Genomic DNA, 15,667 nt, shown 5'->3' with positions numbered 1-15,667 from the left:
TAATTGACGCCTATTGCGCCTGCTCGGCAGCCACCGCTACCTGAAATTCTAATGCCAGGAGACGAACTATACAATACTTTAGCTTCATAAAACGGATACTTATTTCCCGGGTGATTGTAAACCAAACAAACCCCGATACCGATTCCGTATCGAGGCATGGCGGCCCAGTAATTGGTGATGCACCTTTTTCGCATGAGAGTATTCGTTTCATTCATCTTAGGTGTACGAGGCCGCAAGAGCAATAAACCGTTTTCGACTTTTAGTATGATTTTCACCCGCGCATATAAAAAAAAGCGGCTGTCTCCTAATAGAAAGACAACCGCAAAATACAATAACCTGCTACAGCATAGCGCGCTGCAGCGTCGAACCGTCACTTAAACGCAACCAAGTATCAAACTCTCTAGCTCCCTGTTTCAATTCAATCACTCTTGCACCAATTGGAATATCCGTATCCCATACAACATAGCTTGAAGAGCGTCCGTAGCAAAGACGAATGCCATGAAGCTCGCCCCAATAATCATTTCCGTGATCATGCCCTGCAAAGGTGCCCATAACATCGCCCATCTCTACCATTGCGGCAAAGAGGCCGCTGTTGATACGAGGGCAGGAGACCTCATCTCGCTTTTCTCCATGGCAGTCCCCCTTATCCCATACCTCTTGGTACTCCGGCAGCGGAATATGGAAAAAAGCTAAGGAAGGAACAGGCTGTCCGCCATTCTGATCCTTGAGTGCCTTCGAGCATGCGGCATACCAATCAATTTGATCTCTGCGAATCCAATCGTATCCATGTACCGCGGGAAGAGCGGAATAGCTGCCGCTATCCATGAAATATAAAGCCGCTGCTGCTTGCTCATCACTGCCCTGTATGTTCAACACATAATTGCCTACGCCGCTTACATGCTCAGCCGTCCGCTCAGCAGCGCAATAGCTGTGGCTTAATTGAATATCCATCAGCTGTTCCCTCGTAATTCCGGCTTCCGAGTCGTGATTGCCAAAAATAGCGGCCCATGGCACTTGAAGCTCTTCAACAGTCGATACCGCATTTCGGAATGACTGCCCTGGATTGCTGCAGCGCAAGCTGCCGATGACGTCGCCTGCAAATACAACAAGATCGGGCTGCTCCGTCTCAATAACGGTTCGCATCATGTAAGCGGTTCGTCCATTAAGCTCAGCGACATCGTCCATATACTCGGTATCGGAAAATTGGACGATTTTGAATGTTCCGTCGGTACGAAACCTTAGCCCTTTATCCATTTCCTTGCTCCCCGACATAATAAAATGACAGCTCCTTAATAGAAGGCTCTCCTTGCGCATTTATCACCGTTAGAGAGACTCCCCGAACTTTAACCGGCGGAATGCGCACAATAGCTTTATGGCCGATGTTCTGCCCCTCGTACACGGTTAGTATTCGATGCGATTTCTCTGTCATGATATTGATTTGAAAATTCAGCACATGCTCTCCCTGCGATAAATCCTCTTGGATAACAATATGATCGATTAGATGCGGTTGAGCAGGCTTATAGATCCATTCATTCTGGTTATGCTCACATTGGTCCAAGGTCGCGATTGGGCTGCCAAATCTCCTTCTTATTTCAGCGCCCATTGCGTTAAGGCGGCTTACGTCTATCGATGGCAGCAAGCCTTGTCTGTCCGGGCCGATATTCAGGAGCAAATTCGTACCTCGCCCTACGGAATAATAGTATAAGCCCATGAGCTGATCCAGGCTTTTTACCGTATGCTCATCGCTGTCGCTATAAAACCAATTCGCTCGCATCTGCACATCACATTCCGCAGGCAGCCATAGTTGATAAGGCAACGCTTCCTTCTCCTCGGTCATGATCGAAAACTCAAGCGAATCCACAACATTCCAGCAAGGAATCGGCGCAATGCCATCCTCGTTCCCCACCCACCGGAAATTAGGGTCTCCCATATTAAAAATTAAAATATTCGGTTGAAGGCGGCGGATTTCTCCGATGATCCGTTTCCAATCATATTGATGGTCCTCCGAACCGCAGCCGTCAAACCATAGGATATCAATCTCTCCGTACTCGCCAAGCAGCTCTGTAATTTGATTTACGAAATAATCATCGTAAGCCTTTGCATCCTGGTTATAGAAATCCGCAGATCCGTCAAAAGGAGAATAATATAGCCCTGGCTTTACGTCGTATTTCCGACAAGCCTCGACAAATTCCCGGACAACATCGCCCTTCCCATCCTTCCAAGGGGATTGTTTGGTAGAAAACGAGCTATACTGCGAAGGCCAATTGGAGAATCCATCATGATGCTTGGCCGTTAGTACCGCATAATTCATTCCGGCTTCCTTCGCCGTACGTATCCATTGCTCGCAATCCAATTGCTGCGGGTTAAATAAAGCCGGGGACATGCCCCTTGGATCAAAATCCACGTACCCTTCATAAAACGTTCTTAAACCAAAATGCACAAACAATCCGAACTCCCAGGATTGATACTCATGCTGTTTCGGGCTTGGTTTGATGGTATGGTTTGCTGTCATTTTAAGCACCTCTTCTTCATGAATGGACTATTTTGATTCACACTTGAAAATAACCTACGAGCTCACTTTTGCCTTGTTGCGATATTCACTCGTGCTAACGCCGGTATATTCCTTGAATTTTTTATAAAACCAATCCAATTCCTGATACCCCACCTCTAGAGCAATTTCATATACCTTTTTATCGGAATAGAGCAATAGCTCCTTCGCCTTCTCCATGCGCACTTTCAGCAAATAATCATTAAAGGAGAGTCCTTCTTCGGCTTTAAACAGCTTGCCTAGATAAACAGGGTGAAGATGTATTTGTTCAGCAATAGCCTTCAAGCTTAAATTCGAGCTGAATTGCAGCTCGACCACTTTTTTTACGGAATGTACCATTTTCGCAGGCTGAGAAGGCTTCTGTTGCGCTAAAAACTCCAAAACGACCATACACTTCTCTTCTACATATTTAAACAACAGATCCAGCTCTTTATACTGCATAAAGCTCTTGTAATCACCTAAATCCAGCTCGAACAAATTATCGTAATGACCGCCAACCTCTTGGACCACACGCAGCAATTGCACCAATATTTCGACTACGGTAGACTGTACGAGCGGCTTTGGCGTTTCAGCATCAACGAATTGTTTCTTTTGCTTCTGAATGCAGGATTGAAGCGCCGCAGCGTTTTGTTCTTTGACTGCATGAATGATCGAGATAACCCCTTGCGTCTCAAAGGGCTTAAGCTTCTCGTGATCGTCCGGGAGCTGGTCTGCCGATAGGATCGTTTGTCCGCCAAGAAAAAATCTTCGATCCAGCATTTTCTCAGCCGCCGAATAGGATTGGAACGCGTTGTCTAACGTATTCCCTTTTGTGCCGATCCCGATTGTAATCGGAATTTTGACGCATTTTTCAATAAACAGCATAATTTCTTCCGCTTTTTTCTGGATGTTGATCCCATTCTCCGCTTCCATAGCATGAAATAGAACAACTCCAAACCGTTCCTCCGAAACTTCATACACATAACCTTGGTTCAAAATCAATTCCTCAATCACATTGCGAGCCGCATAACGTTTCATCTGAATTTCAAAATTCGTCTGGTTGAACGTCGTAGCCTCCATGAAGTCAAACTCGACAATAAGGCAGCAAATACGCTGACTATCCTTAATTTCGATGCCGAGCATGCCAAACTGATCTCTAACCTCCTCTTCCCTTAATAAGCCTTGGGTCCATTTTTTCAGCAATTGATCCTTTATGGCCGGAATGCCGAAATGCAGCTGCCTATTCAGCATATGCTCATGCGTAATTTCATTTTTGATATCGACTAAAAGCTTGGCCAAATCCTCTTCTTCCACAGGCTTTAACAAATAATCCTTCACGCTGTATTTCAAGCAGGTTTTGAGGTAATCCATTTCCTGATAGCCGCTCATAATAATAACCGGTATGTTCGTAAACTTCCTGATTTCCTGCAAAAGCTCAAGACCGCTAATGCCCGGCATGCGAATATCCGTAATCATAAGCGAATATTGGTTTTTCTTCAGCAGTTCGAGTGCCTGTCTCCCATTGGAGGCAACCCCTTTAATCGTAAATCCGTAGTGCTCCCAGTCTAACGCATACATGATTGCATCCAGGGCGCCTGGCTCATCATCAACGATTAATACCGGTTCCATCGACGCACCTCCTTAGCTGTCTATCCTTTTAGTGGAATCATCAGGGTTACGGCCGTGCCTATGCCTTCTTCACTTTGAATGGTTAATCCATATTCCGGCCCATACATTTGGGTTAATCGTTGATGAACATTCCGCAAGCCAATATTACGTTCCTGCTCCATGCTGGGATCATTTAATTGCTGCCGGATTTGTTCCAGTGCTGCAGGCGATATGCCAGAGCCGTTATCCCTCACCACGATATGATATTGCTCATTATCGATGACCTGGGATTCGATATAGATCAGCGTATCGTCTTCATTTTTCTCCAGCGCGTGGATGATCGCATTCTCTACCAGCGTCTGGAGAGAGAGCCGCGGCAGCTGATAGATATTGTGCTCCTTCGGAATGTTGATCTGATATTGCAGCCTCCCGCCAAATCGGTAAGATTGAATGCGCAAATACGTATCCACGATGCCAATCTCTTCCTCCAACCGTACGACAGAGCCGCTTTTGCCTAGCAGATTGCGAAAAGACTGTGCGAGCAATTTGATAATATTCGCATTTTCTTTGTCGCCTTTCTTAAGCAGGTTCCCTCGAATGGCATTCAGCGTATTAAATAAATAATGGGGATTAATTTGCGTTTGAAGCGCATACAGCTCTGATTCTTTCGCTCTTAATTCGAGCTCCTTCTTATTGAATTCAAATTCATAGACTTCCTTGATGAGCAAACTGTTGCGCAAAATCATTTGATTATAGATTAGCCCCAGTTGGCTGATCTCGTCGTTGCCGGTTAACGCAATTTGCGAGTAGGATTGCGTAATATTATCCGTCCTCATCTTGGCAGCCAAGAGCATCAGTCTTTTGGTCAGCTTGGTGGAAATGGTATACATCATAAGGACGGCAATAATGATCGAAGAAACCAACAGCATGATGGCAATTCGTTTCATCTCATTCACTTTGGCTGTTAGCTCGCCGGTCGGCGTTAACACAATCGCCTTTAATCCTCTTACGCTGGAACGGGAATCCAGGCTCTTGACCGTCAACAAATACCGTTCATTATTTTCTTTCACATAGACGACTTTACCTTCATTTGCCTGTTCGATCTGGTTATAAAAGCTATAATCCCGAACCAAAAGCGGCGCTTTGCTGTCCAAGAAGCTATCCAATACGACTTGCCCGTTCGGCAAACCAATAATAAACCGCTGCTTCTGGTTTTCTTTGGAAATCAGGTTTTGCAGCAGCTGTTCCTGCAGATCAATCGTCACATAGACTTGGGAATTGATAACCGGATTGTTCATCCTCTGAGTCAGGCGAATGACGCGAAAGCGATAATAAGGATCAATTCCGAGGTTCGTCCACGTTTTGACCAGTTTTTTGTCTGGCTGCTGCGTTGTCTTAAACCATTCAGACTGTTTTATCTCTTCATCGATCCATTTCACATCTGCAAATTGAAAAGTCGGATTGTTCGTATACACCATTAGCCGCAAAATATTTTTGGACCCGCGGACCCAATTGACAAAAGGCAAATAATAATCAAAATAAACGTCTTGCGCCTCGATGACCGAATCGTATTGGGTTAATAGTCTGCTCTGCAGCTCTGAATTTGTATAAAGGGAGTCGATCACTTGTTCATAAGACTGAAGCAGGGAATCAATGTTTTGCGAAAGCTGCGATGTGGAGAAGCCCACGTCCTGCTCCATTTTTGTCATCAAAATATGACTCGAGAAACGTGTCATAAAATAGGTTAATGAACCTAATAAAAAAATCACGACCAGCGCTGTTGTGAAAAATATTTTTGTTCTGATCTTCATAGGCCCTGATCCTCCATACCTAATGCAATAACCGAATCTCATAGGAGAGATTCGGCTATCCACTATACTGCCAATTAACTCATTAATGAATCAAAAACCAAGTTGCCGACCTTGGCGCGATCTCCACATGCAATTCAATATGACAGCTTCGATCAAGAGCATACGCCTCGGATGGCCCCTCTTGTTCTTGGACGGTTGCGGTGCCGGTTAAACCCGTATAATAGAGCGGCAATTTCAACGTCTGCGACACGGCATGGTCCATTGGATTGTAGACAACCGCCAGCCCTTTGTCGGGAAGCGCATGGTTGACGTGCAGAATACAATCGATATCCCTGCCGCTTGGCCTGCGGATATGGATAATATCGGATTCCAGTATGGCACGGTATTTTTGAAAAAATTGAACCTTGCTCTTAACCGCTTGTTTTGTTGCTTCGGAATCGAATAGGCGAAACCCGCGATAAATCGCTTGCACGCCAGCACTGAAGTTGTTGATCAAATGCGCTTCATAATCAGGCAGATGCTCGCTTAGCGGCTCCATCGTCGCATCCGCGCCACCGCCATGGTATTCCGTCAGCGGGACAAACATCCAGCCCATGCTCGGCGTTTTTTCCCATGTTCCATCGTAAATATTTTGTCTGCCAATGACAATTTGCCGCTCTCTCGGCAGTGACCAGTTCACTTCCCGGTATCCCATTCCCGTTTTATTCGAGCCGCTCAGGAAATACCAGTCCGGCACGTTCAAGTAAATGCCTTGGCTTCGGCACCATTTATAAAAATCGGTTATTCTTCTCCATTGCAGCCACTGGGAATCTTCTTTCCCATGATGTCCGGGGTGATCGTTGGACTCGCATATATCCCCAGGATAGGAGCCGTCATGCTCAAATACGCCCATCCCGCTTTGCTCTAAGAACGATTTCACCTTTTGGAAATATTGCTGTCCCCAGTGACTCTCAAGACATGGAGAGTGGATATAATAGGCCCCTTGGGGATTTACGATATCATCCTCCGGACTAACGCTCCGGCTCGCAAGCAGGGAGTAACCGCCGATTTCGATCCCTTTCCCATGCGCATAGTCCGACAGCTGCTTAATCTTTGCGATATAGTCCGGATCCTCTTCTTCCATATTAAGGCCGCTGCCAAAAGATAAAATCAACATCTCAAAGCCTACCTCGGCGCACTGGTCAATAGCTTCCTTAATGACATCCGGCTCCATGCTAAGTACATGCATGATAATCGGATTTTCGGTAACCCATGGGGAAAGCGTACGATACATCCGCCGCTGCGCAAGCCCCATTCGTTCTCGGTCCGTGCTATCGTGGATCAGTTCATACGTCCGAAAGGTTTCGAAGCTCTCGCCTGCCCCTATCCATACATCCGGCCCGATCGGCGGACGGCTCTCCAATAACGCCGGCGTTAAATACTCATAATTAATTTGGGTGGTATAATCCGGATCTGGCACCCAGTTCGTTGTGCGATTCGACTTCTTAAAGGTCATGCCTTGAAAGGCATAGTCGCTTTCAACATGGAGATTCGGGTACTCCCAGCGTTCAGGTGTTTCAACAGGGGATTCCCACTCCACGATGGCTAAAATCTCGCTTTTGAATGTTTTCAATTTCACCCGGTTTCCGCTGTTATTGGCAATCGTTAGCCATTTGGAAATCAGCGGAATTCCGTCGTACATTTCATAGTGAACAGTGAGACGGATGCCTGCTAACGAATCGCCCGGAGGGGCAAAATGCAATTGGAGGGACACCCCCGGCGGCGGCCATGCCGCTTGCTTGTCCGAGAAGCGATTGCGTCCCCAAGCAAATCTCTCCTCCGTTGCCCCAAGCTCATAACCTTGGAATTGAAAGGCGCTAGCATCCGATTTCATCTCATCGAGCCATTCATTGCGCAAATAGGCATAATCCGGTTGGCCCTTCAGCCCGCCGACCTCAAATACCTGCCCGTTCATTTCAATCATCGCCTCGGGCTTCACGCCACGAATTAACGTCTCGGCAGTCATTAGATTTTCAAACGCAACCGTTGCGGCATTAGGGGATATGCGCCAAGCTCGCTTAATTAACCCATTCGTCATCACGATTTCAGCATCATTTTGGCAAAATGACACCTCTGCTTTGAATTTCCCCGTTGTGATCAGCCAATCATTCGATAACATTGCATAGCCCCTCCATCCTCGTACGAATGATTAATTACTTGTCGCCTTGTTGTAGACTTCAACATATCGCTTCCACGTTTCCGACCACATTTCTTCAAGCTTCTTCTCCCCGGCTTTGTCTAATTGCTGGATATAGCTGTTCCATGCGGATTCGAAATCCTCATTTGTTTTGGATAAAATAATTTTCGGCGTTTCTTTCTGCCAAATTTGCTCCATTTTTTTCATAATGGCGGTAGAGTTCTCGGGAGCATTCAACTGCCAGAGGTAAGCAGGAATGTATTCTGGCTTCGGCAAGAAGTCAGCCCATATCGTCTTGTTGAATGTATTTAAAACTTCTTTTGTCGCATCATCATAGTTTCTCGCGATCATTTCTGCAGTGAGAGGTGTCGCATAATCGCCATCGTCCAGCTTCGCTCCATCACCAAAGCTGAACTGGCTGTTAGGACTTGCCAAACCCTCGTTGATGAAGTAATCCGGATCGGCCTTGCTCTTTTCATTGACTTCCGGTTTTCGAACGCGCTTGCCATCTACAACATCGTAGTGCTGTCCTTCAATTCCCCAACTAATCAATTTCTGTCCTTCATCTGTAAATAGGAAGTCAATATATTGAATTATACGTTCTGGATGTTTCGCATTTTTCGTAATCGCCCAGTTATTACCTGAGCTCGACGGCGTTACCGTATTCGAGTGGTCCTGTACGCTCTCATCCAAATAGACTGGGAATTTGGCAAACTGCCGGCTCGTATTACCCGCTGCAGCCAGCGATTTTTCCGGTCCTCCCAGCACCCATTGCGGGAAATAGCCAGCTAAAATACGGCCTTGCGCAATCTTCGTGCTTGCGGTCTCATAATTAAGGCTAAAAATCTCCTTATCGAGCATTCCTGCATTTTGCAGCTTATTCAAAAACGCAAAGTATTTCTTCGTGTAATCTGCCGTAAATGCGACATGGACATTATTTTCGCTGTCGATGGAGAAGCGTCCATGGTCCGGTAAACCGGCAGCGCTGATCGCAGGATTATTATAAGTCAGGTCCGCACCGGCGCCTGAAAAAGCAATTGTTTCTTTGCCATCAATCGTTGGATGCTTTGACACATACGCTTGCAGAACCTCGAACAGCTGGTCCAATGTTTTAATTTCCGGATAACCGGCATCCTTTAGAACGTCGTATTGCACGACAAACGATCCTTGGACATTGGCCGGCGTTTCTTCGGAAAGACTCACGTTGCTTAACGAATAAATATGCCCATCCGGGTCGCGCAGCAATTCATAAAACTTCCCGAATTTTTTCTTAATATTGGGCCCATACTGCTCAATCAGATCTTCAAGCGGCAGAAGCGCTCCGCCATCTCTATATTTCGATATGCTTCCAACGCCCATATTTACGATTTCAGGATAATCCTCGGACGCCAGCCATATTTCATATTTTTGCTGCGCCTGCTCCGCGCCGCCAATGACAGGCATATATTCCAGCTCAACACCCGTTTTTTCAGAAATCGCTTTTTGTACGGCTGTATCCGTTTTCAACTTTGGATCTGTAGTGCTTATCGTTACTTTGATCTTTTCTTGCTTGCCATCTGAGCCTGACTCCGCGTTTGAATCATTGGATGACTTTGAATCTGATGCGCAGCCTGCAAGCAAAGACATGGAAAGAGCAAGCGCAATACCAACCGTTACTATTCTTTTCAATTCGAACACCCTCTCATCTCATTTATCATATCATTAACAGGTCTATCCTGAGTGATATCCGCTATTCTTTCATTGCGCCAATCATCATGCCTTTAATAAAATACTTCTGGAGAAAAGGATAAATTAAAATGATAGGCATCGTAACGAGCACCGTCAACGTAGCTCTGATCGACTGCGGCGTCGTTTGGGCCAGCACATTTTTGTCCACGTACCCGGTCGCATTCCCCGAAACCTGATTCGTTGATTGGATCAAAATTTTCATGAGCTCGTACTGAAGCACGCTTAAGCTCTCTTTGCTGTTATACAAATAATTATCGAACCATGAGCTCCAATGGCCAACTGCGACAAACAAGGTAATCGTTGACAGCACGGGCATGCTTATCGGAAGAATGACCTGCATCAATATTTTGATATCCGATGCGCCTTCTACCTTCGCCGATTCTATCAATCCTTCCGGCAGCTGCTCGAAGTAGCTCCGCATAATGATCACATTAAATACGCTGATCAAGCCCGGAATGATATACACCCAAAAGGTATTCGTCATATCTAAATTTTTAATTAATAGATAGGTAGGAATAATTCCCCCGTTGACGTACATGCTGACGATGAGGATTGAATTTATTGTTTTGCGGTAAATATACTCCCTGCGAGATAAGGTGTAAGCCAGCATCGCCGTACAGAGAACCGATAGAAACGTGCCCAGCAAGGTTCTGGTCACCGAAAGAACGGTAGCATTCAGCAAGGTGTCCGTTCGGAACACCACTCGATAATTATCGAGCGTGAACTGATTGGGAAACACATAAACCGCACCGCGCAGCGAATCTAGAGAATCGTTAAACGAAATCGCCAATAAGTTTAAGAAAGGATACAAGGTGACAAGGCCAAGAACCGCTAAGAACGTATAGTTCACAACACTAAAGGAGATATCTCCAACCGATTTTCGCATCATTTTCCTCCTTAGAACACACCGGATTTGCCGGTTCTTCGCGCAATATAGTTAACGATGACTACAAGGATAATACTGACAATGCTTTTGAATATGCTCAGCGCGATACCGGCAGAGTACTGCTGTGAGCCAAATGATAGGTTAAGCGCATATAAATCCAACACTTCCGAATAATCAATAACGAGCGGGTTGCCTAATAGAAACTGCGATTCATAGCCGGTATTAATAATCGAACCGACGGATAGAATCAATAAAATGACCGCAGTCGGCATAATGCCGGGAATCGTAATATGCCAAATCTTTTTGAACCTGTTCGCGCCATCCACATCCGCCGCTTCATACACCTCTTGATTTAGTCCAGCGATGACCGCGAGATAGATAATCGTACTCCAGCCGATTTCCTTCCACACGCCGACCAAGGTATGGATGATCCAGAACCATTCTCCTTTTCCCATAAAATAGACCGGCTCTTTGATCAGCCCCATTTGCAGAAGCAGGTTATTGATAAACCCTCCATCCGGCGATAAAAAGGTAAGAACGATATTCGCAATGACGACCATCGATACAAAATGCGGAATGTACGTCAAGGTTTGAATCGTCCGTTTAAATACCGAAATCCGCACTTCATTAAGAAGCAATGCTAGAATAATCGCACCGAGAAAACCAGCGATCAGGCTCATGATGCTCATCACGAGCGTATTTCGAAGCACTCTTAAAAATTGATCATCGGCAAATAAAAATTTGAAATTTTCCAATCCGACAAATGAACTGCCCGTTATTCCTTTTGCTGGAGAGTAGTTCTGAAATGCCATGATCCAGCCCCATAGCGGAACATAATTGAATAAAATAAGAATGAGAACGAAAGGAATCGATAACAGTATAAGTTGGTATTGGGCACTCATTTTTTTGAAATGGCTCTTTTTCAGGAAAAGACCTTCGTTTATACCCGTTTTCTTCATGTTCGTTTTTGTTTGCATGTTGTATTCACTCGACCTTCTTTCCTATGCTCGTAACGATCTTCTTTTATTATCAAAGATAACCAAGACCCCAACAACCTGTGCATCGCAAGCTAAAGGCCCTTTAAAACAAACAAGTTGCCGATCGATTAGTGACGCAATAAAAAACACCATATCCACATGCCAATCAAATGGCGTGGATATGGTGCAGGCAGTCGATTCTATTAGGATTCAAACAGCGGCTTGATCGTCTGGTTCAAGCGTTCCCGGAACGATAGCAACCAATTCTGGTCTCTTGGATACACATCGAATGTAATCTCTTCAGCGAGCCCGTCTTCCAAAAATTTGAGAGTCTCCGCTCTTCCGATTAAGCTCTCAAGCAGCTCAAGCGCCCGTATATCCTGCAAAGCTTCATAGAATACTTTTAACCGAATAGACTCAATCGGCCCTTCGGGTCCCGGATAAACAAGGTAAGCGTCCCCAGATGGAAATGCGCAGCCCGCATCCGTCGTTTCGAAGGGTTGAATGGGCGCTACGGAAAATTGCGAGTACCAGAAATTATAACCCCAATGCAAGAACCCTGCTATATTGTATTTGTACATTTGCAAACCGATTATTCGGTTTCGTGCCGAAGGCATGCTAAAGAATCGGTTGGAAACCTGCTTGTATTGCGCGCAGCAATAATAAGTCCACAAATTTTGTACCCCGTTCGATAAAAACGGCTCTATATGGTCGTTTGCCGGAATCGGGTTGGACACCAGTCCCTGCTCATAAAAGGCATAGTCGGATAACGCATCGATCATCGGAAATTGGCCTAGAAACTCACGCATGATCTCGCTGGCGCTTGTATACCATGGCAAATGCTCCAAAGAAGGTTCATCGGAAATATGGAAATAGCTGCGCTGCTCCAGCTTGTTCGCCTCAATGAAATGGACAAGCTCCGGCAAAAACTGTCTCAGGAACGATTTGTAGCTCTCTCCGGTCGCATCGGTCTCCCAGCCAAAAATACGCGCAAGCTTTCCGTCCTCAGTCGCCATTATTTTCGGAGCATGCTTCGCCCCCCACTGCGTAAACAGATGCGAAAATTCAAAGAACGCTATCCCGCAACGGTTGCCTATCTCGATCCATTTCTTTAATTGATCAAATCCGAAGCTGTAGCGGTCACCCTGCTTCTCAACCTCAATAAGCTGAACCGTAGGCCGCTCTCCGCCTTCCATCGTATCAAGCGGAGGCGTAAACAGCGGTGTCAGCAGCATATTCATGCCGTGCTGAACAGCGGTGTCCACATACTTTTCAATCAAAGTCCAGTGCGCTTCGCTAAACATATCCACGCCATAATGTACGGCTAAGCAATCGGTGTGAAACCATTCGGTATGAATTAACTTCTGCTTCGGCAGCTCAGCGTTAATAATCTCAAGTTCAACGACTTCTTCGGCTAATAAGCCAGCTGATTCGTCTAGAAACAAGATACGGATAGGATACAAGCCTGCTTCTGCGGAACCATCTAATGCAACCGTTATCCAAAGCGAGCGCCACTGCTGAGGAACAGCATGCACGCCCCGATTTGAATCCATTGGAAATAAAGGATCGGGATATAATCCTGGCGTTGAACGGAGGATATGCTCATCCTGATCGGGATAGCAGGGCAATTCGGAAGGAGCAAGCGCTACCGATTTAACCGATATTCGACTAGCAAGCTCGCTTTCAATTTGAATGTTCAAATCTCTTATCGCTCTTGCAGTATGCTGCGCACGGTATGCGACTTGGAAAGAGAATACCTCGTTCTTTAAGGCAGAAGCTTTGGATCGTATATCGTCTAAAAGCTCCTCGTCTGGAAACACCTTAGCGAGCGAGCTTACGCATTTCGTTTCTAAAGCAGGTACCATGAATAATAACCCCCTTTTAAAGATAGATACCTTCAGTATGGGTGAATATTTCCAATTTGCCAACCCGCTGATTGTTATTTTTAACCCTATCATTTAAATATTTTGGCGTAACGTCTCGTAAAATAAAAAAATAACGCTCAGACACCCAAGCGTTATTTCACTATTCATATAGGCTGCTAACTTGATTATTTCGCCGAGATTGCTTCTAACGGCTGCGCGTTGCCATATACCGGACGTTTGCGATCGACAGGCGTTGCCCATTTCACCGCATTCACAATGACGCGTTGAATGTCTTTGTTGTGATAAGTCGGGTAAGTTTCATGCCCGGGGCGGAAATAAAACACTTTGCCGTTGCCGCGTGTAAAGGTGCAGCCGCTGCGGAACACTTCTCCGCCTTCAAACCAGCTTGTAAAAATAAGCTCGTCTGGCGCAGGGATATCAAAGTGCTCGCCATACATTTCTTCTTTTTCCAGCTCGATAAATTCGCCGATGCCTTCCGCGATCGGATGGCTTGGCGCTACAACCCACAGGCGTTCCTTCTCATCGGCTTCACGCCATTTCAAATCGCAGCTTGTACCCATTAAAGCTTTGAATATTTTCGAGAAATGGCCGGAGTGAAGAACGATCAAGCCCATTCCGTCCAGCACGCGCTGCTGCACTTTTTGGACAACCTCGTCCGTTACTTCGCCGTGCGCAAGATGCCCCCACCAAACCAGCACATCCGTGTTGTTCAATACTTCATCTGTTAAGCCGTGTTCCGGCTCATCCAAAGTTGCCGTTCCTGCCTCATAGCCTGCTTCTGTCAAAAAGCCTGCAATCGCACCATGGATGCCGTTTGGATATATTTCACCGACAAGCGGGTTCTTTTTCTCATGACGATTCTCGTTCCATACCGTTACTTTTGTCATTATTCGAGCACTCTCCTTCGTAATATCGCTACCACTAGTATAGAAAAATCAAGCATTTAAAAAAATGCAATATCATGCCCCTTTTATATTCAAAAATGTCCTCCTTCTATCACTTGTACAAAAAAACGAGGAATAGAGATGTATTTAATGAAGTTACATTTCCAAAAGTGGTATACTCCTAATAGGAGGTTATGCTCATGCCTTTTATGGAAACGACGATCGATACGCATACAGAAGCGATCAATGAAGAGGTCATTTATCAAAATCCGCTGCTCTTTCTAAAAATATGGGAAATCTCCTTAGAAGCTCACCAGTCCAGCGTGCTGGAGAAACATCCTTGGCACTATCATAAAGAAGTTGAGTTTCTAGCGATTATAGACGGCCACTTAGGCGTACAAAGCAAACACAATTACGTGGTCCTCGGACCCGGCGACGTTATGGTGCTAGGGGCATCCCAGCCGCACCGCTCTCACAAGCCGCTTGCAGACACGCTGCATTATGTCGTGTTTCAGATCGATTTGGGCAAACATTTTGACGAGAGCACCATACCGTATTTGTACTGCTTTTCGGAATTGACGGAGCCGCTGGAGAAGCTGAATTACATTTTTGACATAGACGAAGCGGCAAAGCGGGAAACACATGCTTTTATTATGGACATTTTTAATGAATCACAGTCGCGGGCGAAAGGTTACGAAATGGCGATAAGTGCTGCGATTAAGCGATTGATGCTGCTGCTGCTTAGAAGCGATAGCCGCAACATGCTGAACTACACGGAGGAAACGGAATTAAATCGATTAAGGCCGGTTCTTGATTATATAAACGCCCATTTGAAGGATAAGCTTTGCGTAGAAGACGCAAGTGCGCTGCTTAATTTAAGCTATCATTATTTTATAAAATATTTCAAAAAAACGATGGGCATCTCTTTCGTGGAATATGTCAACTACAAACGGATCAAGCGTTCTGAGCTATTATTGCTGACGAGCGAGCTTAGCATTATGGATGTGAGCTACGAGGTCGGCATCTCCAACATGGCGCAGTTTTACAAGCTTTTTAAGCGCCATAATCAGTGCTCGCCGAGGGAGTTCAAAGTACGCATGCGCAATGAATCCAAAGCTTCGATGGGGGCTGGCTCGCGGATACTTTGAACCAAATGCGCTTTAATGGCTTGAGCCTTCCTGCCC

Annotated in this window: 11 protein-coding genes; 1 reads left to right on the top strand and 10 read right to left on the bottom strand. The window is 45.7% G+C overall.

The features are described from left to right. Nucleotides 1-339: 339 nt before the first annotated feature. From ADU23_RS18460 to ADU23_RS18415, 10 genes are all read right to left on the bottom strand, one after another. Nucleotides 340-1,254 (bottom strand): metallophosphoesterase family protein, encoded by a 915-nt coding sequence (locus ADU23_RS18460; RefSeq protein ID WP_053377710.1) that lies wholly within the window; start codon nt 1,252-1,254, stop codon nt 340-342. Beyond that, a complete protein-coding gene (locus ADU23_RS18455; RefSeq protein ID WP_053375069.1) occupies nt 1,247-2,512 on the bottom strand; it encodes an alpha-L-fucosidase in 1,266 nt (421 codons plus the stop codon). Before ADU23_RS18455 ends, ADU23_RS18460 begins: the two co-directional genes overlap by 8 nt. A gap of 54 nt (nt 2,513-2,566) precedes the next feature. After that, the gene (locus tag ADU23_RS18450; protein WP_053375068.1) at nt 2,567-4,156 is read right to left on the bottom strand and encodes a response regulator; all 1,590 of its coding nucleotides are present in this window, start codon (nt 4,154-4,156) and stop codon (nt 2,567-2,569) included. 20 nt (nt 4,157-4,176) lie between these two features. Next, on the bottom strand, nt 4,177-5,946 hold the full coding sequence (locus tag ADU23_RS18445) for a cache domain-containing sensor histidine kinase (protein ID WP_053375067.1): 1,770 nt from the start codon (nt 5,944-5,946) through the stop codon (nt 4,177-4,179). Between the two features lie 82 nt (nt 5,947-6,028). Next, nucleotides 6,029-8,104 carry a hypothetical protein gene (locus tag ADU23_RS18440; protein WP_053375066.1) on the bottom strand — a complete coding sequence of 692 codons (2,076 nt, stop codon included), beginning with the start codon at nt 8,102-8,104 and terminating at the stop codon, nt 6,029-6,031. A 30-nt stretch (nt 8,105-8,134) separates the two neighbouring features. Then, nucleotides 8,135-9,790 (bottom strand): extracellular solute-binding protein, encoded by a 1,656-nt coding sequence (locus ADU23_RS18435; RefSeq protein ID WP_053375065.1) that lies wholly within the window; start codon nt 9,788-9,790, stop codon nt 8,135-8,137. A gap of 61 nt (nt 9,791-9,851) precedes the next feature. Continuing rightward, on the bottom strand, nt 9,852-10,736 hold the full coding sequence (locus tag ADU23_RS18430) for a carbohydrate ABC transporter permease (RefSeq protein WP_231637482.1): 885 nt from the start codon (nt 10,734-10,736) through the stop codon (nt 9,852-9,854). Between the two features lie 11 nt (nt 10,737-10,747). After that, on the bottom strand, nt 10,748-11,713 hold the full coding sequence (locus ADU23_RS18425) for an ABC transporter permease (RefSeq protein WP_231637478.1): 966 nt from the start codon (nt 11,711-11,713) through the stop codon (nt 10,748-10,750). A 203-nt stretch (nt 11,714-11,916) separates the two neighbouring features. Then, the gene (locus ADU23_RS18420; protein ID WP_053375063.1) at nt 11,917-13,578 is read right to left on the bottom strand and encodes a DUF4091 domain-containing protein; all 1,662 of its coding nucleotides are present in this window, start codon (nt 13,576-13,578) and stop codon (nt 11,917-11,919) included. Between the two features lie 185 nt (nt 13,579-13,763). After that, the gene (locus ADU23_RS18415) at nt 13,764-14,486 is read right to left on the bottom strand and encodes a ThuA domain-containing protein (RefSeq protein WP_053375062.1); all 723 of its coding nucleotides are present in this window, start codon (nt 14,484-14,486) and stop codon (nt 13,764-13,766) included. A 206-nt stretch (nt 14,487-14,692) separates the two neighbouring features. Here ADU23_RS18415 and ADU23_RS18410 point away from each other — a divergent pair, with 206 nt between their 5' ends. Further along, the gene (locus ADU23_RS18410) at nt 14,693-15,631 is read left to right on the top strand and encodes a helix-turn-helix domain-containing protein (protein WP_053377708.1); all 939 of its coding nucleotides are present in this window, start codon (nt 14,693-14,695) and stop codon (nt 15,629-15,631) included. Nucleotides 15,632-15,667: the final 36 nt, after the last annotated feature.

The sequence above is a fragment of the Paenibacillus sp. FJAT-27812 genome, assembly GCF_001273905.1.
Taxonomy (GTDB): Bacteria; Bacillota; Bacilli; order Paenibacillales; family Paenibacillaceae; genus Pristimantibacillus.
This window is presented reverse-complemented; position numbering and strand designations above follow the sequence as displayed.